Genomic DNA, 22818 nt, shown 5'->3' on the forward strand with positions numbered 1-22818 from the left:
AAAGCCTGCACACCAGCACAGGTTGGTGTCCAGCCTTCAGGCGACTCCCCCTCGCTGCTTCGCAGCGAGAATGGGCGGCTAAAGCCTGCACACCGGCACACGCGTCCCTCCCCCGCGACACCCCGCTAAGGGCCAAATCTTGACCCACGCGGGCCGCCCGCCTAGACTCGCCGCTCCCGCCAGCGACTCCGGAGCCGCTGAATGCTGCTCGGGCATCCCCTTCCATCTCTCCGCCTGCTCCACACGGTGCCTCCGTTGATCGATGCGTCTTTGCTTCCCCCGGTTCATCTCCTGTCGATGACTTCTGATGCGATGCTGTGGGGGCAAACCGAAACGGTGACGCCGCCGGCGGGTCCGTTGATCGCGCTGCTGGTGTTCGGCATCGCGTTGCTGTTGGTGCTGATCCTGAAACTGAAACTGTCCGCGTTTCTGGCCTTGTTGGTCGTCTCGGTTTTCGTCGCCGCGACCAGTCGAACGGTCAATCCGGAAGCGGTCCCACTGACCCAAGTCGCCGACACGATCGTCAAGAGCATGGGCAGCGCGCTCGGGTTCATCGCGACGATCATCGGGATCGGCGCGATCTTCGGCGCGATTCTGGAACACAGCGGCGGCACGCAAGCGTTGGCCAATCATCTGGTACGCATCTTCGGCCCGAAACGCGCTTCGTGGGCGATGTTGTTGACCGGGTTCATCATCTCCATCCCCGTCTTCCTGGATGTCGCCTTGGTGATCTTGGCGCCGCTGTTGTTTGCATTGGCCCGAGACACCAAGCGGCCATTCCTGCATTTCGGTTTGCCGTTGGTCGCGGGGATGGCCGTGACCCACGCGTTCGTGCCTCCGACGCCCGGACCGGTCGCGGTGGCGTATCTGCTGGGAGTCAACTTGGGCTGGGTGATTCTGTTCGGCGTGATGGTCGGTTTGCCGACGGCGATTCTGTGTGGCCCGTGGTTGTGCGTGAAGCTGGCCAAGGGCGTGGAGATCAACCTGCCGCCGGCCCCGCTGGTCGACGAAAAAGAGCAGGTCGCGTTGCCGTCCTTCGGTTTCATTTTGTTCTTGATCGCGCTGCCGATCGGATTGATATTAGCCAACACGATTGTCGAGCAATGGATCGCGGCCGGGCTGCCCGAAGGCCTGACGCGTGACGAGCGGGGAACACAACTCGCCGCGACGTTGGCCGCCGCATCGCCCGTGGTGCAGTTCATCACGTTCATCGGGCACCCCGTGATGGCGCTGCTGTTTTCAACGATCTTCGCGTTGTACTTTTTAGGCACACGACGCGGCGTGGACCGCGAGACGTTGCTGGAGATTTCGACCAAGGCGCTCGGCCCGGCCGGGATCATCATCTTGATCACCGGAGCGGGCGGGGTGTTCAAGGGCGTGCTGGCCGCGACGGGAATCACCGACGCGATGGAAGAGATCTTTCGCGATTCGGGTATCTCCGTGTTGCTGTTGGCGTGGGTGTTCGCGACGCTGATTCGCGTCGCGCAAGGGTCGGCGACCGTGGCGATGCTGACCGCGGCCGGACTGATGGGAAATTTTGTCGATGGCATGAGTCAGCCGCAACTGGCACTGATCACCGTCGCGATCGCGGCCGGAGCGACCGGTTTTTCTCACGTCAATGATTCCGGGTTCTGGATGATCTCCCGCTATTTTCAGATGTCCGAAGCCCAGACGCTACGGACCTGGGGCGTGATCTCGACCCTGATCTCGCTGATCGGATTCGCCATCGCCATGGTGTTCTGGCAATTCGTCGGTTGAGCCCGCCGCGGCGACCTCCGCTTCATCGACACCGGCTTGCCGACCGACACGTTCATCGGCAACCGCGTCCAGCGACGCGACGTCCGTGGTGGCGGCGGGGCGATCCCGAACGAACCACGGCACCACCAAAACCAGCAGCGCCGAGACGATGATGACGTTGCGGCTGCTCTGGTCGCTCGGCCAGTACGGCGTTTCCCAAAGCACACGCCAGAACATTAAATGCAGCGTCAATGCAAACGGCAACGCAAACGCGAACGCCTCCATCGCACCCCGATCGGCGATCTGGCCTTTCGGTCCATCATTGATGGGGATCCACCGCAACAACGGACGCAGCAGCAACGAAAGGATCGCCGCGCCGATCACCAGCGCCGGCATCGATTGCCAGCCGATCACGATCGCGGGGATCGACAGCATCGCGATCAGGTCGACCAGCCGTCTGGTGCCACCTCCCAGCGGATCCAGCTTGAGATCGGCCGAGGGACACAGTCCTTTGGCGAGCACGCGTCCGAACAGCGCCGCGGCAACCAGGGCGGTGGCCACCCGCATGATCGCATCGACGTGCAGCCCCTCGGGTACCCAGTACAACGGCCGAGTCGCCTGCCACGGGACGACCATCACGGTCGGATAGGCCAGCATCGCAGCGACCACGGCAACACCGGCAAACACGATCAATCGGGTCGGCAATCGCGTCCCGTCGATCCGGATCAACGCCATCGCCCAGAGCGTCGAAACCGCGACGGTGTGGTAGGTCAAGATCGCCAACAGCTCCGGTGACACGCGGGGCGTCCAAAGCGGGCCTTCGTGCGCGTGGACGAATTGAGCCGGCAGCGAAAGCGAATACAGCTGAGTGATTCCGATCAGCGCCAGCGAGATCCCGACCAGCGCTTCGACGATCGGATAACGGCGGGAAATCGGCAGCGAACAGAACCGACATCGCCCGGCCAGCGAGACCCAACCCAAAACCGGAACGTTGTCTTGAATCTTCAACGTGTTGGCACAACGCGGGCAATGCGAATGACCACCGATGCCTTCGCCGCGAGGCATCCGCCAAGCGACGACGTTCAGGAAACTGCCGATCGAACTGCAGAAAAACAGCAGCCAACCGGCGATGGTCGCATCGATCAACCGCGGCTGGATCAGATCCCCGAAGTCGTAAAACGCATACATCCGCGACTGGATCCACGCCAATCCGAAGATGTAGGCGGCAGCGGCGAGCACGATCAGGGTCAACGTGGCCAGCAGGGGAAGCTTTTTTCGCAGTCGATTTCGCGTCAAGTTCTCAGATCCGAAGGAATGCCGGGCCGGTTGCTCTGGCACAATACTATCGCCGTGGTGACGTCCGCTACAGTCTTGCTTGAAAATTCCATCCGTCCATGAGCCAAGATGCCAATCCCCGAGATTCGACTCTCTCAGGCGAATTCCCGTTCCCCGCAACCTGATGGCCGGTACGTGTTGTACTGGATGATCGCGTCACGACGAACACGTTACAGCTTCGCGCTGCAGCATGCCGTCGACCGGGCCCAAGAATTCGGCAAACCGCTGGTGATCTTCGAACCGCTCCGCGTCCGCTACCGCTGGGCCAGCGATCGCATCCATCGCTTCATCATCGAAGGCATGCGTGACAACGCCGACGCCTTGCGCGACAAACCGGTGACCTATTTTCCCTACGTCGAGCCGAAACCCGGTCGCGGCTCGCCGCTGCTGGCGAAATTGGCCGAAAAGGCGTGTACGGTGGTCACCGATGAATACCCTTGCTTCTTCCTGCCCGACATGATCGACGCGGTCAAAGATCGCTTGCCAGTGCCATTGGAACTGGTCGACGGCAATGGCGTCGTGCCGATGCGGCTGCCCGAGCGGACGTTCACGGTCGCACACAGCTACCGACGCTGGATGCAAAAAAACATCCTCGATTGCCTGACCGAGCTGCCCGAACCCGACCCGCTCAGCGGCGTTTCGCTGCCCGAACTGGATCAACTGCCGGCCGCGGTGACGAGAAAATGGAAGCCGGCGGACCTGGATGCGCTGCTCCAACCCGACGGACTGGCAAAGATCCCGATCGACCATGACGTTGCCCCCAGTCCGGTGGTAACCGGTGGCACTGCGGCCGCCGCGGAACGCCTGGACCGGTTCTTGGCCGAGCGGATGAAAGTTTATCACACCGATCGGAATCATCCCGACGAAGAAGCCACGACCGGACTAAGCCCGCACCTGCATTTCGGGCACATCGCCACCCACGAAATCGTCGAACGGGTCTTGGATCACGAACAATGGACACCAGACCAGGCCTCCGAAGCGAACGGCAAAAATCACGGGTTTTGGAACACCAGCGAGCCGGCCGAAGGTTTTTTGGACCAAATCCTGACCTGGCGTGAAATGGGCTTCAACCTGGCTTTTCGCGAGCCCGACCGGTACGACAAAATCGAGTCGTTGCCCGATTGGGCCAAAAAGTCCATCGCGGCAACGGCCGACGACGAGCGTCCGGTGACCTACACGCTGGAGCAATTTGACGCAGCCGAAACCCATGACGAACTTTGGAACGCGGCCCAGCGGCAACTCGTCCGCGAAGGCGTGATGCACAATTACATGCGGATGCTGTGGGGGAAGAAAATCCTGCACTGGACCGAATCCGCCGAGCAGGCGCTGGAGTTCATGATCCACCTGAACAACAAATATGCTCTCGATGGGCGTGACCCCAATTCCTACAGCGGCATTTTCTGGGTGCTGGGACGCTACGACCGGGCTTGGGGTCCCAAACGCCCCATCTTTGGGAGTTTGCGTTACATGACCAGCGACAGCGCACGCAAGAAACTTCGGCTGACGAAGTACTTAAGCCGATTCGAAAGTTGAGGCGGCATCCCAATTTCGACCCCGAAAACTCTGAAAAGCCCTTGCCGAGCCGCGCGGGTGTCGATACGCTTCCGAATCCTCCGCCCGAGGACCGTTCTCGGTCTTTCTCGGCGGCAGACCCGCGAACTCGATTCGCTCAACTTCCAAGCGAGATGCTGCCGTGATAGACCGGCTGAAATCGCAGCCGAAGACAAAGGGTGCCTGACGACACGGCCGATCTGCACGTCAAAATTGCAGCGACCGCATCGATGGCAACGACCAGACTGGCAAAGACCAGATTGTTCATCCCGTTGTGCTGAGCCTTCCGTTTGACCTTCGCCCGACCGCACATTTTCCGTTACCCGTAGAACTGTTTCCGTGACGCAACCTACCTACATGGCCAAACCCGGCCAAGTTGAAAAGAATTGGCACGTCGTCGACGCCTCTGACGAGGTACTCGGACGCTTGGCCAGTGACATCGCTGTCGTCCTGATGGGCAAACACCGCCCGCAGTACACGCCGCACGTCGATTGCGGCGATTTCGTGATCGTCACCAACGCCGACAAGGTCGCGATGACGGGCCGCAAGATGGACGACCGGCACTACACCTGGTACACCGGCTATCCCGGACTGAAATTGGAAAGCTATGCCGATCGCCAGCAGCGCAAGCCGGAAGACTTGATCTTCCACGCCGTCCGCCGGATGCTGCCGAAAAACAAGCTGGCCCGCCAGATGATCAAAAAACTGAAGATCTATGCCGGCCCGGATCACCCGCACGTCGCCCAAGATCCGAAGCCGCTGGCCCGGACGGGCAAGAAAGTTAGCTAGCCGAATTCGCTCACCCCGTGCGACTGCCTCGCTCAGCTAGCACCCTGAAACCACCCTCCAAACGACTCATTTACCGACTCTACTGATGACCCTGGTCAAAAAAGACAAGATCAACGGTGACGCCCTCGGAACCGGTCGACGCAAAAGCAGCGTCGCTCGCGTTCGTGTCCGTGCCGGCGAAGGCAAGATTACGATCAACCGAAAACCGTTGAACGAATATTTCGTCAACGACCAAGATCAAGCTGCAATCACCGCAGCCCTTACCGCCGTCGAATTAGCGGACAAGCTCGACGTCGTCGTGCGTGTCACCGGTGGCGGTCTGACCGGTCAAAGCGGAGCGGTTCGTATGGGACTCGGTCGTGCACTCGTCAGCTACGACGAGTCGCTTCACGATGCCCTTCGGGATGGCGGGTTCCTGACGCGAGACTCTCGCATGAAGGAACGAAAGAAACCTGGTTTGCGCGGCGCCCGACGTGGCGTCCAGTTCAGCAAACGATAACCCCTAGGAAAACAGTTGGGAAAGAAAGAAGAAGCGTTCGAAGTCGAGGGCACTGTCACTCAGGCCCTCGCCAACACCCGGTTCCGTGTCCAATTGGAAACCGGCAACGAAGTGATGGCGCACGTCGCAGGGCGGATGCGCAAGCACTTCATCCGTATCGTCCCAGGCGACAAGGTTCGTGTCGAGCTGTCGCCCTATGATTTGACCAAGGGTCGAATCACCTACCGAGAACGCTAGCGGTCTGCGGACAGGACGCAGGCAGGCCTCGAGCACTTTGGCGACGTCTCGTTCGGGGTCCGCGAGTAAGTGGCGTAAGCTTCCAGCTTGCGCCTGACGAGTGAAACGAGACGGTACACCGGCCCCGCCCGCTCCCCAGTCGCAGCAACTCGCCCGAGCCGTCCATGCCCAGCGACCTGGCATCCATCCTCCGCACCGCCAAGTCGGCCGCCTACTCCGGCGGCCACGTCCTGCATCGTTACTGGCACGAAGGCGTTGAGCTGCGCGATAAGTCAGAAGTCGGTGGCAAGAGCTACGACCTGGTCAGCGATGCGGATCTGGAAAGCCAATCGGTGATCGCCAATCTGATCGCCGAGAAATTCCCCGATCACGCACTGATGGGCGAAGAAGACTTGGTGGGCGACACCGGTGCCGAGCACCTGTGGGTCATTGACCCGCTCGATGGCACCAACAACTTTCTTCACCACGTGCCGCACTTCGCCGTCTCGATCGCCTACTACCACGACGGCATTCCGACCGTCGGTGTCGTCCACAACCCCATCAGCGGCGACACCTACGCGGCGGTAAAAGGTGAAGGGGCGACCCACAACGGCGATCACATCGGCACGTCAGCCGCGACCGAGTTGTCCACGGCCCTGATCGGCTGCGGCTTTTATTACGACCGCGGCGCGATGATGCGATCGACCCTCGCGGCGATCGAAGACTTCTTTGGCCACCACATCCACGGGATCCGCCGCTTCGGGACCGCCGCACTGGACCTGTGCGCCGTCGCCAACGGCATGTTCGGAGCGTTCTTCGAATACAAGCTTTCGCCCTGGGATTTCGCCGCCGGCCAACTGATCGTGACCGAAGCCGGAGGCAGGATCTCCGACGCCCAGGGAAACCCGCTGGGCCTGGAACCGTCCAGCGTGCTGGCGAGCTGCCCCGGCCTCTACGACGCCGCCCTGGCGATCACGTCGAAGCATCACCCGGCGTAGTGCTGAAAGACGCCACCCGCCATTCCAGCGCGATGGGACGAATGGGACAGATACGACCTATGTGTCCGATCGGTCCGATTTGTGGTGCGGTCACAAGGTGCCACCTGCGGCCCCAAAAGGTGCCAGCCACCATCCTGCGCCCTACTCACCGACGGCGGCGAAGTCGCCCAAACCCGCCAGCGACGGCACGCTGACGCAACGCTTCGAGGCGGCAATCGCGTTTCTGAAACGGAACAAGGCGTCCCGGCCGCGGAAGCTTGAGACACTTCGCAACGCCCGTTCCAATTCGTTCAAGAAGAAACTGCCAGACCAGGACATCGAACGCGTCGTCAACCAACTGATCGCCAAGAAGCACGTGACCGTCTCTGGAGAACAAGTGAACTACAACCTGCCGGGGAAGTGACTTGAGCCGCTTACTTTGACACCAAGCGGGGTGTTTATTGATAGCGGCAGGGCGCGAGCCCTCCGGTCTTTGACGGTGTTTTTGAAGCGCGACCGGACGGCTTGCGGGCTGTCGTTTTTGTGAGCCGCGACGCGTAAGCGGCCGGGCATTCCGACACTGCCCGGGGCCTTACGGCCAGCGGCTCACCATTGACTCAGCAGACCCCGACTAAATCGACAGCCCGCTTGCGCCGTTCCGCTAACACCTTTTAGCGCCAAAGTGAGTGGCACTGGGCGCAAGCTACTCGGCCTTGCCCTCACCGGCCTTACTTCGTCATCGATTTGGGGCGCACGACGTCTTTCGCCAGCCCGATCATTTCCATGAATCGAATCACACGCCACGACATGTCGAATTCCCACCAACGGTGACCGTGGGCGGCCGATCGGGGTTCGGCGTGGTGATTGTTGTGCCAGCCCTCGCCGTGGCTGAACAGCGCGACCAGCCAATTGTTGCGGCTATGGTCACGCGTCTCGTAGCTGCGATAGCCGAATGCATGGGCGACCGAATTGACCGCCCAGGTACCGTGCAGCACGAACACGGTCCGGACCGCGACGCCCCAGACGTAATAGCTGGCCGCATACTTGAGCGCGCCGGCACCGCCGTCGACAAAATAACCCACCAGCGCGCCGACCAGGGTCAACGTGATGGCGTGCCCCAGGAAGACAAAGAACCAGCCGCCTTTTCGCTCCAGCCGCAAATAGAACGGATCACGCAGCAAGTCGCGGACGTAGCGCTCGTAGTGGGACGTCCGATCGAGGTCTCGATTGCGAACCACGACCCAGCCCATGTGGCCCCATAGAAAGCTGACCAGCGGCGAGTGCGGATCGGGCTGGTCGTCGCTGTGTTGGTGGTGCATGCGGTGGATCGCGACCCAGCGAGCCGGCGAGTCTTGCAAATTACACATCCCCAGAATCGCCAAACCGTGCTCCAGCCATTTAGGACACGTGAATCCCCGGTGCGTGAGCAACCGATGGTAGCCGATCGTGATCCCCAACATTCCGAACACAAAGTGACCGGCGATCGCAATCACCAGCCCCGACCAGGTGAACAGCCAAGGGACGAAGGCCAGCAGGGCAACCAGATGGACGGCGGTGAGCACGGCGACGTACTCCCACAGAATCCGCGTCGGCCGCGTTTGCTCGGGGTGGGGAAGACGCTGGGGATCGATCGCTGCAGTCGGATCACTGGCGGGATCGCTGGCCGCCTCAGTGACCATCTCGGTCTCCGCGGTCGAGCCTGACTCGGTGGGGTCGGTTTCCGCGACAGTCTTTGCGGTTGCGTCGGCAGTGGACATCAAAAGGCCGGGTTGAGGGAGTTGGCGAGTGGCGGATGCTGCCCGCATGCCAAAAAAGCCCCACATGCACCCCAACTCGACTCGGCCACGCCGTCGTCCCGGACGGCCGAAGCGATTGCGCCACGACATTCGCCGGTAGGCGGCGGGGGATGCAGGGGCAAACGTTTCCGAAGACCTTAGTTGTACGCGAACGCCGGGGCATTCCGGCAGGCCAAACGGCGAAGAAAAAAGCCGCGGGCGAAAGAATTCGCTCACGGCTTGATCGTTCGTGCGGCAACGCACAGCGGCAGCTGAACGTGCGCGACAACTCGGCTCGACTACTTCTTGTCGTCGTCGGCTTTCTTGACCTTCTTCTTCTTCTTCAGCGAGACCTTCACCACACGCACCTTGGGCATGCCCAAGATAGCTTCGTCTTCGTTGAATTTATCAAGTCGTTGCAACTGGGCGATCCGCTCGGCTCGGGTCAGCACGTTCCGCGCTTTGATCGCCCCAGCTTTTACCTTCAGGCTGCGATCGAGCGTCATGGTAGCTTCCTCGGGGGAGGGAAATGGGGTGTTTTGAAGTGGTTTCGAGCCGCGAAGGTTAATGCCTGGGGCCGGAATCCGCAAGGCTGAGCCGCGAATTTTCGCCACCGGGGGGCACGTTCACTTTTTCAAGTAACCGGCGCTCGTTTGGAAATACTTTCGACGCCGGACGACATGCCGGTCGGCATCGGACGCGGCGACCAGATCGGCCAGATTGGCTTGGCAGTACCGGCACTCCGCGGTCTCCAGATGGAAGCGGATGTAGTCCGATTGCTCGTCCGACAACGTCTCCAGCAAGAACTGGCCCAGCTCCTCTCGCGAGGGACAGGACAGCCGTCCGCGTCGCCAGATCGCACCCAGCGTGTGCAGCCCGGCGTTCTCGCGGCCACGCACGGCGATTAACCGCTGCCGCAACTCCGCGTCCTCTCGCAATTGCCCCTCCAGTGCCGTGGACCGCTCATCAGAGAGCGCCTCGTCGAGGAACGCGACCAGTTCGGCATCGGTGAATTCGGGCATCGCTAGACGTCGCGACTGAGGCACAGGGTGACGTTTTGGCCTCCGAAGCCAAAGCTGTTGTTCAAAGCGTACTTCACGTCCGCCGGTCGCGCTTCGTTGGGAACGTAGTCCAGATCACAAGCGGGATCGGGGTTTTCGTAATTGATCGTCGGCGGCAGCACCGAATTTCGCATCGCCAACAGGCAAACGATCATCTCGGTCACTCCGGCGGCGGCAATCAGGTGCCCCATCATGCTCTTCGTGCTGCTGACGGGAACCTTGGCCGCATCCTCGCCAAAAACTTCATGGCAGGCCAATGATTCGACTTTGTCGTTAACCGTGGTGCTGGTGCCGTGGGCGTTGACGTAACAGATGTCGGCGGGTTTCAGGCCGGCGTCGGCGATCGCCATCCGCATCGCCGCGATCCCTCCGTGGCCGTCGGGCGGAATATCGGTGATCCGATAGGCATCGGCGGTCGTTCCATAACCTGCGATTTCTCCATAAATCGTCGCCCCGCGGGCCTTTGCGCGGTCGAGGTCTTCCAGAATCACCATCGCCGCCCCCTCGCCGAGCACAAATCCGTTGCGGAGCCGGTCGAACGGACGGCTGGCCTTGGTGGGCTCGTCGTTGCTTTCGCTCAGCGCGGTCAGCAGGTTGAAGCCCGTCACACCGAAGGGGTGGATCATGCTGTGCGTTCCACCGGCCAGCATCACGTCGGAGTCGCCGCGGCGGATCATTTCGGTGGCTTCGCCGACCGCTTGGCTGCTGGCCGCACAGGCGGTCAGACAGTTCATGTTGGGGCCTTGCGCATTGAACAGCGTCGCCAGGTGCGCCGCCGGCATGTTCGGTTCCTGCTCCAGCTCGCTGGCCGGATCGAGCAGTTCCAGCCCGCGGGCGATGAACTTCGACGCATCAAATGCCCCGCCGGCAATCGCCGCCGTCATCATCTGGCTGAAGGTGTTGAAATCCTGGTTCCCTTCGCCGCTACCCAGGTAAACGCCGAAGCGGGTCGGATCGGTGATCGTTTCCAAGATCCCGCTGTCGGCCATCGCCTGTCGGGCGGCCCCGATGGCGAATTTGGTGTGGCGGCCCAAGGTCTTGGGACGACCGGGGGGCAGATCTTCTTCGGCCAGCTCCCAATCCTTGACCTCGGCACTGATCTTGGTCGGAAACCCGCTGGCGTCGAACAGGGTGGTGTAGGCGACGCCGCTTTTGCCCGCTTGAAGCCCGGCCCAAACCGAATCGACGTCGTGCCCCATCGGGTTGACCATGCCGATCCCGGTGACGACGACGCGACGGCGGTCTTTGTGATCACGCTGCATGCTGACTTCTCGGCGCTGGAAACTAATTGAGTTTTTCGTAAGTCGGGAATCGATTTCCGTTGGCGTCGACCGCCACCGAAAAAAACTTCATGATCCGCAGCATTACCTTCAGATCGTCCGGCTCGAACAACGGACCGTCGATCAAATAGCCATCTTCGAGGAACGCGAACATCAAATCGATCTCCGCTTGAATCTCTCCGTCGCAGTGGCTGGTACTGGTGACGGTGCCGCCATTGTCCTGAACGGCGTCCATTTTGACTTCATACCGCAGCGTGGTGCCGTTGAGCGCGGGCGCATAAAACTTTGCGCGCCCGACCTTGGCCAGAACGACGCGTTTGTCGAACAAAAAATGCTCCGCCACCAGGATCCCGCCCAGCTGCGCCATCCCCTCAATGATCAGGGTCGGCGGCAAAAACGGGTATCCCGGGCAATAGTTGTCGACGGCCTCTTCAACCAAGCTGACGTTCTTGATGCCCTTGGCGTGCGAGCCAGAGACAAATTCGGTAAACCGATCGACCCAGAGCCATCGCATCAGTCGTTGACCTTGGCACCGACGTAACGGCACAGATCACCGACGGTCAGCAGATTGCCGAAGTTCTGCACCTTCGGGTCGGCTTCGAAGTCGCTCAAGTCAGCCCAGGGCATGCGTTTTTTCAGTTCCGCCAGGCCGTCGGCGGTGACCACACCGTCTTGAACGTATTGGCTGTTGGTCAGGATGTCCTCGGGAGACAGCTCCTCCCGCGGGATCTGGATATCAAACGCCTTTTCCAGCTTAAAAACGATGTCCAGGAAGTCGATCGACTCGGCGCCCAGGTCACCGACCAGGGTGGCGTCCATCGTGACCTCGTCATCGTCGACGCCCAATGCGTCTTCGAGTGCCGATTGAACCTTCGCAAAAATTTCGTCTTCTGTCAGAGCCATCTCGTGTTTTCCTTTGCAAATGCTTTTCTGCACGTCCCGCCCAGGGGGTCTGTCCCCCGGTTCAAAACTGGACCTGCAGATGAAACTAGGTGGTTGGATTGGGGGTGATCGAAACGTCACCGAACAACTCTTTGAATTGCTTTTTTGCCCGCCGAATAATGTCCGCGTCTGTACCAGTCTCGGGCGGCTCGTTGCTACCCGAACGCTCCAAAATCAGCCGCGCCGAGACGGTCACCCGCCCCTGTTTTTCGGCATTCGCTTTGACCGTGATCAGCCCGTCCGCCTCTTTGACACGCTCGGCGGTGACCTGAAGCGTTTCATCGGGCGACAGGAAGTCGCCGAATTTCACGTTGCGGACTTCACGCAGCAGCACCAGTGGCGAGGCAAAATCGTCTCCCGTCCGGATCATCCAAACCGCGGCTTGATGCAAGGCTTCGAGCATCATCACACCCGGCATCACGGGAAATCGCGGAAAGTGATCTTTCAAATATTCCTCGTCCGCTCGCAAGGTGCGTTCAGCCACGATCCGTTGTCCGGGATCCAGGCTGACGATGCGGTCGAGTTGGCGATACTTCATGAAACGGCAATGGTAAACCAAGAATCAGTGGGCGAAGAATCAGTAGGCATGGCGTCTTGCCATCTCGATGCGATTGTGAGCCCTACACGCGTTTTCACTCTCTCCAGCCATCGGCTGTTGAGACCTTCACGCTTGAGTTTGGATGGGTATCGGCAGCGGTAATGTCAGCCGATTCGGAAAACTCAATGTTTTCCGCAGCCACAAAATAGTGATCTGGGCAAATTCGCTCAACCACAGCACGACGAAGTCCGCGGCTTGCCGGCAAGGTTTTTATCACCAGCCCCCCCGGGGTCTGTCCCCGCCGAGACGTTGTTTCGATCGGTCGCGAGATGGGACCAATAGGACAAATAGGACACATAGGTCCTATCTGTCCCCTTGGTCCCATTCACCCCATGGCATCCCCAACAAAAAACCCGGTGGGAAACCCGGGGTCTGGCCCCGGCCGCAAAAAACCCGGGGTCTGTCCCCGGTGGGAAATTCCGGGGTCTGTCCCCGGTGCGCAAAAAACCCGGGGTCTGTCCCCGGTGGGAAATTCGGGGTCTGTCCCCGGGGAAATTCGGGGTAGTGGTTTCGATCGGTCGCGAGATAGGACCAATAGGACCAATGAGACACATAGGTCCGATCTGTCCCATTGGTCCCATTCACCCCATGGCCCCCCGATCATCCGGGGTCTGTCCCCGGTGGGAAAATTGGCTTCGCGGGGGGATTCCTGTTACGCTACGGGACCTTCCTTTTGCATCGCCGTCTCCCCGATAGCCCGTCCCGATGCGATTTTCCACTTCCGCTTGCCGCCCCCTCTCCCGCCTTGTGGCCTTGCCGCTGCTTGCCTTGCTGTGCTCCATCGCGGGGACCGCGAGGGCGATCGACGCTGACTCCGAAGCATTCTTTGAAACCAAGATCCGCCCGGTTCTCGTCAAACACTGCTACGAATGCCACTCCGGTGAATCCGAAACCATCGGCGGAGCGTTGTGGTTGGACAGCGCCGCGGCGATGCGTGATGGCGGGGAAAGTGGACCGGCGATCCGCCCCGGTGATGCCGACGCGAGCTTGCTGATTTCCGCGATCCGCTACGAATCCAGTGAAATGCCACCGGCCGCACCGCTTCCGCCCGCGGTGGTTGACGATTTCGTCCGCTGGATCAACGCCGGCGCGATCGACCCGCGAACAAACACCGCCAGCGTGTCGCCCCGTCCAGCGGCTGATGATATTGATTTGCAGCAGGGACGTCGGTTCTGGGCCTTTCGCCCCCTGACCGATTTCCGCAAACCGCTTTCGCCGGCATCCAAAGCGGCGATCGGCGAAAACGTGATTGACTACCAGCTCGACGCACAACTGGCCGAACACGGAATCGAGCCGGTCGGCACCGCGCCTGCCGAGGTTCGGTTGCGGCGTTTGGCCTTTGACCTGACCGGCTTGCCGCCGTCGGAATCCATCCAGCTTCGCTGGGCGGAATCCGCGACTGAAGAAACGTGGGTCCAAATTGTCGACGAATTGCTCGGCTCCCGCGGCTTCGCCCAGCACTGGGCGCGACACTGGATGGACGTCGCCCGTTACGCCGACAGCAACGGCAGCGACTTCAACGCGACCTTCCACGAAGCCTGGCGCTACCGTGACTACTTGATCGATTCGTTTGATAGCGATCGGCCGCTGGACGAAATGATCCGCCAGCAAGTCGCCGGCGACCTGTTGCCCGCCGCGACCGACCAGCAACGCCATGACAACGTCGTCGCGACGACGTTTCTGATGCTCGGCCCCAAGATGCTCAGCGAGCGGGCGAAAGACAAATTGATCTTGGACGTGGTCGACGAACAGATCGACACGGTCGGCCGCGCGTTCTTAGGCATGACGCTCGGATGCGCCCGTTGCCACGATCACAAGTTCGATCCGATCCCCACCGAAGATTACTACGCGTTGGCTGGGATTTTCAAAAGCACTCAAACCCTCAACGGCGAATCGCAAAAATACGTCAGCACTTGGAATCGCGTTGAATTGCCGACCACGGACGAACACCGGCAGGCACTCGACCAGCACCGCACAACGGTCGCGTCCCTGGAAAGCCAAGTGAAGGAATCGACACAGGCGTTGCAGCTGGCGAAGGAAAGCGAAACCAATGGAATCGTCGTCGACGACCGCGAAGCGACCAAGATCGGCGACTGGGTGGGATCCACGTACACGAAAGGTTTCATCGGTTCGGGGTACGTTCACGACAACAACACCAACAAGGGATCGCTGTCGATCGAGTTTCGCAAACGTCTGCCGACCAGCGGACGCTACGCCGTGCGATTTGCCTTCAGCAGCAACGACAGTCGGGCCGCGAAAGTTCCGGTCACCATCGTCACCGCCGATGGAAGCGAATCGCTGATCGTCGACCAGCGGAAACGGTCGGACACGCCGCCTTGGAATGAGTTGGGGACGTTCCAGTTTTCCGCCGACCAAGATGCGGTGGTGACGATCCGCAACGACGGGACCGACGGCTATGTGATCGCCGACGCCGTCGCATTCGTCTCCGCCGAACAGGCGGAGAAGTCGGGCGAGTCGCGTCAGGCGGCCGAGCGAATCGCTGCCGCCCAGAAACATCTGGACGAACGGAAGAAGCAACTCGATGCCGCCAAGAAGAACGCACCGCCGCCGCTGCCGGTCGCGATGGCACCGCGAGATCTGCCCACCGGCAAGATCGCCGACAGCCCTGTTCATATCCGTGGCGAAGTCAACAACGTCGGCGATGTGGTCCCACGCGGTTTCTTGCAGGTCTGTGGCCCCGGCGACGCGACGATCGAAACGCCCACCGGCAGCGGTCGGGTCGAACTGGCCCAGTGGTTGACCGATCCCGACAACCCGCTGGTCGCCCGCGTGCTGGTCAATCGAATCTGGATGCACCTGTTCGGCGAAGGCATCGTTCGCACGGTCGACAACTTCGGCACCCGCGGCGATCGCCCCTCGCACCCCGAATTGCTCGATGCCTTGGCGATCGACTTCATGCGACAAGGCTGGCAACTGAAACCCCTGCTGCGGCGGATCGTTCTTTCCCAAGCCTACGCGCGCAGCAGCGAGTTCGACCAACAGGCTTACGCCACCGATCCAGAGAATCGACTGCTTTGGCGGGCGCATCGCAAACGACTGTCGGCCGAATCGATTCGTGACACCATGGTGCTCGCCGCCGGCGCGCTGACCCAAGAGGAACGCACCGAACCGGTCGCCGACAAAGGCGTCTTGGTGACGGCCAACAATGCGGTCACCAAAGCCGTCGCCTCCGGCATCGACCAACCCGTTCGTTCGATTTACCTGCCCGTGATCCGCGGCTACCTCCCTCCGCTGATGACCGCGCTCGATGCGGCCGACCCCGACTTGCTGGTCGGCAAACGTCCGACGACGAACGTGCCCGGCCAGGCATTGGTGCTGATCAACAGCGACGATGTGATCCGCTGGGCGCAACAAACGGCCGACCGGGTTCTCCAATCCGAGTCGACTTGGGAAGCCCGGTTGCGGGCGGCCTATCGCCTCTGTCTTTCCCGACACCCCTCCCCCAACGACTTGGACATGGCCGAACACTACGTCGGGCTTTCCCAGTCACTGAGCGACGACCAACTCAAGCACCGCTTCGCAGACTTTGTCGCCGCGATCTTTGCCTCGACCGAATTTCGAATGCTGGATTAAGATGACTGATTCCTCCACCCCGCCGCTCCAACTCGGCCGCCGCAGCCTGCTCGCACAAGCCGGTTTTGCGATCGGGTCGCTGGCCGTTTCCGCACTGACGCCGATCGGAGCACGGGCGACCGGTGCGATCGACCTGAACGCCGGATTGCATCCGAAGCCTCGCGCCAAACGCGTCATCTTTCTGTTCATGCACGGCGGACCGAGCCACGTCGACACGTTTGACTACAAGCCGCGACTGGCGATCGACGACGGCAAGCCGCTGCCGTTTGACCTGCCACCAAACCTGGACGCCGTCCCCAAGCTGATGAAGGGGCCGTGGGAATTCGCGCGCCGCGGGCAGTCGGGTTTATGGGTCAGTGAACTGTTACCCCACATGGCCACACTGGCCGATTCGCTGTGCGTGATCCGCAGCATGCACACGCGCGGACAATCCCACGGCCAGGCCGTCGGGATGATCAACACCGGCAGCGACAACCTGGTCCGGCCGAGCGTCGGAGCGTGGCTCAGTTACGCGCTCGGCAGCGGGCATCCCGATCTGCCGGCACACATTGCGATCGGCCCTGCCACCGCGCACGGCGGACCGCGAAACTACGGTGCCGCTTTTTTGCCGGCGATGCACCAAGCGACCGCGATCGGCAGCAACGGCAAACCGGGATCCGCCAAGATCCCCCATCTCACCGGAACCCTGGATTCGGATCGCGTGGACCGGCGGATCGAGATGCTCACCGCTCTGAACGCAAACCATCTGTCCCACAGCGGTCCGGATCGTGAAATCGAGGGTGCCATCCAGGCGGTCGATCTGGCCCGACGGATGCGTTCGGCCGCACCGGATGTTTTTAACTTGGACTCCGAAACCCAAGCCACCGAACAGGCATATGGAATCGACGAAACAGCGACCCGTGAATTCGGCCGAAGTTGCCTGTTGGCGCGACGATTGGCCGAAAGTGGCGTGCGGTTCATCACGGTGTCCAGCGGACAGGTCTGGGACCAACACAGCAATTTACAAAAGGGACATGAGAAAAACGCGTTGGCGACCGACAAACCGATCGCAGCGTTGATTACCGACCTCAAGCAACGCGGCCTCTGGGACGACACCTTGATCGTCTGGGGCGGCGAATTCGGGCGGACACCTGTCGTGCAGGGATCCAACGGCCGCGACCACAACCCGCAAGGTTTCTCCGTGGTGCTGTCCGGCGGCGGGGTGCGGGGCGGGTTTGCCTACGGCCAAACCGATGAGTTCGGCTACTATGCCCGCGAAAACCGGGTCCACATGCACGACCTGCACGCCACGATTCTGTATCTGATGGGGATCGATCACAAACAGCTGACGTATCGCTACGCCGGACGCGATTTTCGGCTGACCGACGTCCACGGCAAGCTCGTCGACGGCATCGTGGCGTAGCGGCCTGTCGATGGGTGCCGCGGAAAAGGGTCAGGTACCAAAAATGCGAAGCACCCTGCGGGCCATTTGGTTTTTGGCACCTGACCCGATTGGCACGGCATAAGCGTTGGTGTGCAGGCNNACACCAACGGTTGCTGAATCTCGTTTTACTAATGCCCGTGCCATTCGTGCCTGCGTCCTTTTCTGCTCCGACAGGCCACTCGCAGGATGGGCCGATATTTCCCGGCCGGAGGGACACTTGGGGGGCACCGTTTCGCCTCTGGCCAAACCTGGCGGCATGACGATAATGTGGACTCAAAGGAGCGGCCCTGTCGGCCGATCCGCTAGTTCGTTCCCCGTCTTGCCTGTAGACTCCCCGCCATCGGAACTCCCCATGCTACGAACCCTAACCGCATTGGCTCTCGCAGCCACCTTCCTGACCATGACCAACGAAGCATCCGCTAAATCCGCCTCCGAAGCAGAAGTCACCCACAAAGTCTATTTCGACATTGAGATCAACGGCGAGCCCGCCGGCCGGATCGTGATGGGCCTGTTCGGCGAAGACGTCCCGAAAACCGCCGAAAACTTCCGCGCCCTCTGCACCGGCGAAAAAGGTGTCGGAAAGATGGGCAAACCCTTGCATTATAAAGGCAGCAAGTTTCACCGCGTGATCACCGAGTTCATGTTGCAAGGCGGTGACTTCACGGCGGGAAACGGAACCGGTGGTGAGAGCATTTACGGTGAAAAGTTTGCCGACGAGAAATTCGCCTTCCCGCACGACGAAGTCGGATTGCTGAGCATGGCCAACGCCGGCCCGAACACCAACGGCTCGCAATTCTTCATCACCACCGTCAAGACGCCGTGGTTGGACGGCAAGCACGTCATCTTCGGCCGCGTGATTGAAGGGATGGATGTCGTCAAGCGAATCGAGTCGCTCGGATCGCGAAGCGGCGCGACCCGACTGCCGATCGTCATCGCCGACAGCGGTGAACTGAAGGCGGAGTAACCGTCGCCCGATCGATCGATGTCACGCGTTGCCCCGGTAGGGCGTCGTGACTCGTTCACAGGCTTCACCTGGGGACAAGGCAAAGTGGGGTAAGCATCCTGCTTGCCACCCCGGCCGGCTTCGCCGGCGCGATCTGGAGGCGGAGCCTGGGGACAAGCGAAATATGTGGGGATAGGCTTCCAGCCTGTCATGCTGAAAACGACAGGCTGGAAGCCTATCCCACACTCAATTCCCGTCACTTATTGTTCCAAAGTTACTCACCGCCCCCAGCGTTTGTCGTTGGGATTGCCGGCGGTCATCAAGTAAGTCAGCAAGTCGCGAACTTCCCCGGCCGACAGCCGGTCCAACAAATTCTCCGGCATCTGAGAGACCTTGGAAGCTTCGATCAGCTCCACACTGTCGGCGTCGATGTCCACCGCTTTCGCGTTTTCGTCGATCGGATAGACGGTCAAGTCTCCGTCTTCTTTCTCGACCACCAACCCGATCAGCACTTGGCCGTCGTCGGTCAGCACGCGGGAGGATCCATATTGGTCCGAGATGTCTTTGCTGGGATGGACAATGGCTTCGACCAAATAACGTTCGTCGAATTTGTTGGGGATGCTGGTCAAATCTGGCCCGATCGCACCACCCAGTCCTGCCAAGCGATGACACGCGGCACACTTGGCGCTGAAGAACAACGACCGTCCCCGCTCAAAGTTTTTGGGGCCACGGTTGGCGGCCAACGCCGCATCGACGGTCCACTTCTGGCCAGGACCTTGGGGCTCGATGATCGGAAAATCGGGCTGCGGGTTAAAGTCTTCGCCGGTGATTTCCTGTAGCGCCACGCGTTGCTCGGACGAACAATTAGCCAGAGCTTCATCGCGGATGCGAGTCAGGTAGCCGGCATAGCTCGCTCCGCCGGATGCCTTGGCGGCTTGATTGAGAAACGCAAAGTAGCTGCGTCGCTGGTCGAGGGTCCAACCCTTTCTCAAATTCCGTAACATGAACGCGTACAAGATCTCACGCGACGGCGGCATCGACTGGATCATGTTGTCGATCGCCCGCCCGTAGCCCTTGTTACGACTGGCAAGCTCGGACCACTGCGGAGGCTCCGTCGGCCCGCGGTTTTCGATCAACGCCATCGTCTTGGCGATCACCGACTCACTTCGCAGATAAGTCAACACACGAATCAGTTCGGTGTTCACGTCGTCGTCGTCGCTGGGCAACAGCGGATCGAGCTTGGCGATGACTTGTTGGGATTCCAGGTCGGTCGGTTTGCCGAGCCGCTCAAAGACCAACGCATAGGCACGGAGCATGCCCAGCATTTGCGGCGTGTTGAGCGAGTCGAGCGGCAACTGCAGCAAGCCGGCCAGGGCACCGGCGCGATGGTGGTCGTTGCCCATCCGTGCCAGCGCGACCGTCGCCGTGATGTGTGCTTGGGGATCCGATTCGAGGACCGCGCGCTCGGCCCAAGTTTCCAGGGGCTGACTTTCGACCGCGATTCGGGCGGCATGACGAAGGAAACGATCGTCGCTGGAAAGCAACGGCCAAGCGGCCTGGATCGCATCGGGTGACACGATGCCATGATACGTTTCCAGCGATCGACGCTGTTGCCGCGCGGCCTCCGCTGCGGGATCGGTCGCGGTCGGTTCTGCCCGAGACGCGTCACCGACATAGCGGACGCGATACAGTCCCGATTGCGTGCCCCGTCCGCCGACGGCGAAGTAGAGCGCGCCGTCATGACCGATCACGGCGTCGGTCAACGGCAGCGGTGAACCGTAAAGAAACGGCTCGGCCTCGCCACGGTATCCGGCTCCGTCGGGCTTGAAGTGAATCGCATACATCGTGCCGAAGGTCCAATCACACGCGAACAGGGCGTCGCGATAGCGTGTCGGAAAATCGGCTTCCAATCCCGAGACCATGCCGGTCGGTGATCCCGGTCCGATTTCAACCACCGGCGGCAGTGAATCTTCGTAGTAGGTCGGCCACTTTCCCGACCCGCTTCGCCAACCGTAATCCGCGCCGCTGGCCGCCAAACAAATTCGCGTCGGCCGATACCACGGCAAACCGAGATCCCACTCCATGTCGGCGTCATAAGCGAACAGATCACCGTGACGGTTCAGTGCGATGTCATACTGATTTCGAAATCCGATCGTGCGAACGACTTGTTGCTTCGACGCGACGTCTAATTCCGTGACCCAGCCGCCGGGCGCCAAGCGACCGCGGGCGTGGCCGTTGGCATCCCACATTCGCGGCAACAGATGGCCTTCGTACCAGGTCGGCACGCGACTGCGACTGTGACTGGCCAAGGGTGCCGCGTTGCCTCCGTCCAAATAAAGTCCCTTTCCGTCGGGCATCGGTAACACGGCATGATTGCCATGCTCGCCGCCGCCGGTGGTTCCCGGATAGGTTTCCGCCACGTCCAAGACGTCGTCACCGTCGGAATCACTCAGCCGCATCAGGTTCCCACCGTTGCGATGGAACCACAGACTTTCGAACGCCCAGTGCAAGCCCTGCGCCCCAGAGACACCGGCCAACGGCCCCTCGGAAACCTTTTCGACCGATGGTGACTCTCCCGGTCGCAGCGTCACCCGGTACAGCCCGGCGCCGGCTTGGTCACAGGCATACAAACGACCTTGGGGATCGGTCGCCAGCGACACCCAACTGCCTTGTTCCTTCGGCACCTCATAAACCTGTTCGACGACAAACCCCGCCGGCGCATAGATCTGTTGGGGACGAAGGGTCGCCCGGCCGCCGGCATCCGCACCCTCGGACGTCGGAATCCCCCAAGGCCCCGCACCGATCGCGGCGATGGTTTTGACACCCGCCCAAGTCGAATCGTCGAATCCAACGGCATTCCAATCGCCGGCTTGCGTTTCGGAACGCTTCCACGTCTGGTCGGTCACGATGGAGGTGGATTTGCCGTCGGAATCGTCCAGCGACAACTTGGCGACCAACGCCGCCACACCGCCTTCGTTCTGGCCGGCGATCGCGATCACGTTGCGTCCGGGCTGAAGCTGCTTGGCAACATCCTGATCAATCGGCGACTCCCAAGCGTCGCTCTTGGCGACCTGCTTTCCGTTGAGAAAGACGGTCATGCGGTTGTCGCATGTGGCGTACAAGCGGGCGTTTTTTACCGCCGATGCGACTTGAAACGATTTTCGAAACCAGACCTTTTGATTCCCCGCCGGCTTGTCGGCCCAGATCCATTGGGGCATGGGTGATTGCTTGAGCCAGGTTTCGGCGTTCGGTTTGGCGGCCGCTTCGTCCGCACCACGCTCGGTCGCTGCGCCGGCGGATGATGTCGAATCAATCGCAGCCTGCAAGACCTGTTGTGCCTCGGAACCCTTGAGCGGACGCAGCAACAGATTGCGGAACTCCGCCTTCATCGCCGGACCTTGATGAAGTTGCAGCCCCAACAATCCGGACCGCTGGGCATCCGGGTGATTGTCCGTGACATCGACGGTGGTGACGCCATTGACTTGATGAATCATCCGGTTGCCCACGGCGACGATGACCAGTTCATTCCACTGCTCGGTCACGATCCCACGAAGCGGCGTCAAGGCCGCGGTCACGTCGGACTTGCCGTCCGACGAGACCGTCACCCGCTGACCTCCGGTGGCGATGATCCCACGCCCCGTTTTTTCGCCATACATCATGCCCATGTATTCGGGCTTGGGATGCAGGTCGGCCTGGTAGCCACGCAGCGCCAACTGTTTTTCGTCTACCAGCGCACTGCGATATTGGACGCCGGAATTATTTCCTTCGAAACGCACCAGGCAGCGAAACTCAAAATCGCTGACCTCGCCGCCCTGCCAAATCAGGAAGGTATTGGTGGGAACCGGGTTTTTTTTCGTTGATTCCCCGACAATCGCCCCATCACGAGCCGACCAAAAGGCAGCCAATCCCTTCCACTGGGAAAGATCCTCGCCATTGAAAAGGACCTGGTACTTCGGCCCCTCGCACCATCCGATCGTCGCGGTGCAAGCAAGAAGTCCTAACAGTAATAATCGCAGTCGTCGCATCGAATTTCGTTTCCGCTATTCGGAAAAAAGCAGTGGCCGGTGTTCGTCCTCGACGATATCCGTCGCCATAGAT

Annotated in this window: 19 protein-coding genes; 10 read left to right on the forward strand and 9 right to left on the reverse strand. The window is 60.8% G+C overall.

Features of this window, described 5'->3' with window-relative positions; all coding sequences use genetic code 11:
* Nucleotides 1-297 precede the first annotated feature (297 nt).
* Nucleotides 298-1758 carry a GntP family permease gene (locus NZK35_RS14000; RefSeq protein ID WP_259633157.1) on the forward strand — a complete coding sequence of 487 codons (1461 nt, stop codon included), beginning with the start codon at nucleotides 298-300 and terminating at the stop codon, nucleotides 1756-1758.
* On the opposite strand, the gene NZK35_RS14005 is transcribed toward NZK35_RS14000, so the two are convergent.
* Complete coding sequence (locus NZK35_RS14005; RefSeq protein ID WP_259633158.1) at nucleotides 1675-3033, reverse strand: prepilin peptidase; 1359 nt, start codon at nucleotides 3031-3033, stop codon at nucleotides 1675-1677. The two genes, NZK35_RS14000 and NZK35_RS14005, sit on opposite strands and share 84 nt — an antisense overlap.
* Nucleotides 3034-3219: 186 nt before the next feature.
* Between NZK35_RS14005 and NZK35_RS14010 the strand changes: the two genes are divergently transcribed.
* The 6 genes from NZK35_RS14010 to NZK35_RS14035 all read left to right on the forward strand — a co-directional run bounded on the left by NZK35_RS14010 (nucleotide 3220) and on the right by NZK35_RS14035 (nucleotide 7528).
* Nucleotides 3220-4605 carry a cryptochrome/DNA photolyase family protein gene (locus NZK35_RS14010; protein WP_259633190.1) on the forward strand — a complete coding sequence of 462 codons (1386 nt, stop codon included), beginning with the start codon at nucleotides 3220-3222 and terminating at the stop codon, nucleotides 4603-4605.
* 375 nt (nucleotides 4606-4980) lie between these two features.
* Nucleotides 4981-5412, forward strand: coding sequence for a 50S ribosomal protein L13 (gene rplM / locus NZK35_RS14015; protein ID WP_095737125.1), 432 nt, complete (start codon nucleotides 4981-4983; stop codon nucleotides 5410-5412).
* Nucleotides 5413-5497: 85 nt separating this feature from the next.
* A complete protein-coding gene (rpsI, locus tag NZK35_RS14020) occupies nucleotides 5498-5911 on the forward strand; it encodes a 30S ribosomal protein S9 (RefSeq protein ID WP_259633159.1) in 414 nt (137 codons plus the stop codon).
* A 15-nt stretch (nucleotides 5912-5926) separates the two neighbouring features.
* A complete protein-coding gene (gene infA, locus NZK35_RS14025) occupies nucleotides 5927-6148 on the forward strand; it encodes a translation initiation factor IF-1 (RefSeq protein WP_094411247.1) in 222 nt (73 codons plus the stop codon).
* Between the two features lie 164 nt (nucleotides 6149-6312).
* Nucleotides 6313-7125, forward strand: coding sequence for an inositol monophosphatase family protein (locus NZK35_RS14030; protein WP_259633160.1), 813 nt, complete (start codon nucleotides 6313-6315; stop codon nucleotides 7123-7125).
* A gap of 97 nt (nucleotides 7126-7222) precedes the next feature.
* Entirely contained in the window at nucleotides 7223-7528 is a 306-nt protein-coding gene (locus NZK35_RS14035) for a hypothetical protein (protein WP_259633161.1), read from the forward strand.
* A 304-nt stretch (nucleotides 7529-7832) separates the two neighbouring features.
* On the opposite strand, the gene NZK35_RS14040 is transcribed toward NZK35_RS14035, so the two are convergent.
* The 7 genes from NZK35_RS14040 to NZK35_RS14070 form a co-directional block, all read right to left on the reverse strand.
* Nucleotides 7833-8861, reverse strand: a complete 1029-nt coding sequence (locus NZK35_RS14040) for an acyl-CoA desaturase (protein WP_259633162.1) — start codon at nucleotides 8859-8861, stop codon at nucleotides 7833-7835.
* A gap of 317 nt (nucleotides 8862-9178) precedes the next feature.
* Entirely contained in the window at nucleotides 9179-9385 is a 207-nt protein-coding gene (locus tag NZK35_RS14045; protein WP_259633163.1) for a small basic protein, read from the reverse strand.
* A 120-nt stretch (nucleotides 9386-9505) separates the two neighbouring features.
* On the reverse strand, nucleotides 9506-9901 hold the full coding sequence (locus NZK35_RS14050) for a hypothetical protein (protein ID WP_259633164.1): 396 nt from the start codon (nucleotides 9899-9901) through the stop codon (nucleotides 9506-9508).
* A 2-nt stretch (nucleotides 9902-9903) separates the two neighbouring features.
* Nucleotides 9904-11202 carry a beta-ketoacyl-[acyl-carrier-protein] synthase family protein gene (locus tag NZK35_RS14055; protein ID WP_259633165.1) on the reverse strand — a complete coding sequence of 433 codons (1299 nt, stop codon included), beginning with the start codon at nucleotides 11200-11202 and terminating at the stop codon, nucleotides 9904-9906.
* A gap of 22 nt (nucleotides 11203-11224) precedes the next feature.
* A complete protein-coding gene (locus NZK35_RS14060) occupies nucleotides 11225-11734 on the reverse strand; it encodes a 3-hydroxyacyl-ACP dehydratase FabZ family protein (RefSeq protein ID WP_259633166.1) in 510 nt (169 codons plus the stop codon).
* Complete coding sequence (locus NZK35_RS14065; protein ID WP_095737163.1) at nucleotides 11734-12123, reverse strand: acyl carrier protein; 390 nt, start codon at nucleotides 12121-12123, stop codon at nucleotides 11734-11736. The genes NZK35_RS14060 and NZK35_RS14065 overlap by 1 nt, the downstream gene beginning before the upstream one ends.
* 85 nt (nucleotides 12124-12208) lie before the next feature.
* Entirely contained in the window at nucleotides 12209-12700 is a 492-nt protein-coding gene (locus tag NZK35_RS14070) for a 3-hydroxyacyl-ACP dehydratase FabZ family protein (RefSeq protein WP_259633167.1), read from the reverse strand.
* Between the two features lie 765 nt (nucleotides 12701-13465).
* Between NZK35_RS14070 and NZK35_RS14075 the strand changes: the two genes are divergently transcribed.
* The 3 genes from NZK35_RS14075 (at nucleotide 13466) to NZK35_RS14085 (ending at nucleotide 18741) form a co-directional block, all read left to right on the forward strand.
* Nucleotides 13466-16354 (forward strand): DUF1553 domain-containing protein, encoded by a 2889-nt coding sequence (locus NZK35_RS14075; protein ID WP_259633168.1) that lies wholly within the window; start codon nucleotides 13466-13468, stop codon nucleotides 16352-16354.
* A gap of 1 nt (nucleotide 16355) precedes the next feature.
* Nucleotides 16356-17756: a DUF1501 domain-containing protein gene (locus NZK35_RS14080; protein ID WP_259633169.1), complete on the forward strand. Its 1401-nt coding sequence runs from the start codon at nucleotides 16356-16358 to the stop codon at nucleotides 17754-17756.
* A gap of 373 nt (nucleotides 17757-18129) precedes the next feature.
* Nucleotides 18130-18741, forward strand: coding sequence for a peptidylprolyl isomerase (locus tag NZK35_RS14085; protein ID WP_259633170.1), 612 nt, complete (start codon nucleotides 18130-18132; stop codon nucleotides 18739-18741).
* A 257-nt stretch (nucleotides 18742-18998) separates the two neighbouring features.
* Here the strand turns inward: NZK35_RS14085 and NZK35_RS14090 are convergent, their stop codons facing one another.
* A complete protein-coding gene (locus NZK35_RS14090) occupies nucleotides 18999-22745 on the reverse strand; it encodes a family 16 glycoside hydrolase (protein WP_259633171.1) in 3747 nt (1248 codons plus the stop codon).
* Nucleotides 22746-22818: the final 73 nt, after the last annotated feature.

It is taken from the genome of Stieleria sedimenti, from assembly GCF_025060895.1.
Taxonomy (GTDB): domain Bacteria; phylum Planctomycetota; class Planctomycetia; order Pirellulales; family Pirellulaceae; genus Stieleria; species Stieleria sedimenti.

Excerpts from the sequence above, each read along its gene's own strand:
- NZK35_RS14000 (WP_259633157.1), top strand. The coding sequence starts at position 298 with ATGACTTCTGATGCGATGCTGTGGGGGCAAACCGAAACGGTGACGCCG.
- NZK35_RS14010 (WP_259633190.1), top strand. The coding sequence starts at position 3,220 with ATGATCGCGTCACGACGAACACGTTACAGCTTCGCGCTGCAGCATGCC.
- rplM (WP_095737125.1), top strand. The coding sequence starts at position 4,981 with ATGGCCAAACCCGGCCAAGTTGAAAAGAATTGGCACGTCGTCGACGCC.
- rpsI (WP_259633159.1), top strand. The coding sequence starts at position 5,498 with ATGACCCTGGTCAAAAAAGACAAGATCAACGGTGACGCCCTCGGAACC.
- NZK35_RS14030 (WP_259633160.1), top strand. The coding sequence starts at position 6,313 with ATGCCCAGCGACCTGGCATCCATCCTCCGCACCGCCAAGTCGGCCGCC.
- NZK35_RS14040 (WP_259633162.1), bottom strand. The coding sequence starts at position 8,861 with ATGTCCACTGCCGACGCAACCGCAAAGACTGTCGCGGAAACCGACCCC.
- NZK35_RS14045 (WP_259633163.1), bottom strand. The coding sequence starts at position 9,385 with ATGACGCTCGATCGCAGCCTGAAGGTAAAAGCTGGGGCGATCAAAGCG.
- NZK35_RS14050 (WP_259633164.1), bottom strand. The coding sequence starts at position 9,901 with ATGCCCGAATTCACCGATGCCGAACTGGTCGCGTTCCTCGACGAGGCG.
- NZK35_RS14055 (WP_259633165.1), bottom strand. The coding sequence starts at position 11,202 with ATGCAGCGTGATCACAAAGACCGCCGTCGCGTCGTCGTCACCGGGATC.
- NZK35_RS14060 (WP_259633166.1), bottom strand. The coding sequence starts at position 11,734 with ATGCGATGGCTCTGGGTCGATCGGTTTACCGAATTTGTCTCTGGCTCG.
- NZK35_RS14065 (WP_095737163.1), bottom strand. The coding sequence starts at position 12,123 with ATGGCTCTGACAGAAGACGAAATTTTTGCGAAGGTTCAATCGGCACTC.
- NZK35_RS14070 (WP_259633167.1), bottom strand. The coding sequence starts at position 12,700 with ATGAAGTATCGCCAACTCGACCGCATCGTCAGCCTGGATCCCGGACAA.
- NZK35_RS14075 (WP_259633168.1), top strand. The coding sequence starts at position 13,466 with ATGCGATTTTCCACTTCCGCTTGCCGCCCCCTCTCCCGCCTTGTGGCC.
- NZK35_RS14080 (WP_259633169.1), top strand. The coding sequence starts at position 16,356 with ATGACTGATTCCTCCACCCCGCCGCTCCAACTCGGCCGCCGCAGCCTG.
- NZK35_RS14085 (WP_259633170.1), top strand. The coding sequence starts at position 18,130 with ATGCTACGAACCCTAACCGCATTGGCTCTCGCAGCCACCTTCCTGACC.
- NZK35_RS14090 (WP_259633171.1), bottom strand. The coding sequence starts at position 22,745 with ATGCGACGACTGCGATTATTACTGTTAGGACTTCTTGCTTGCACCGCG.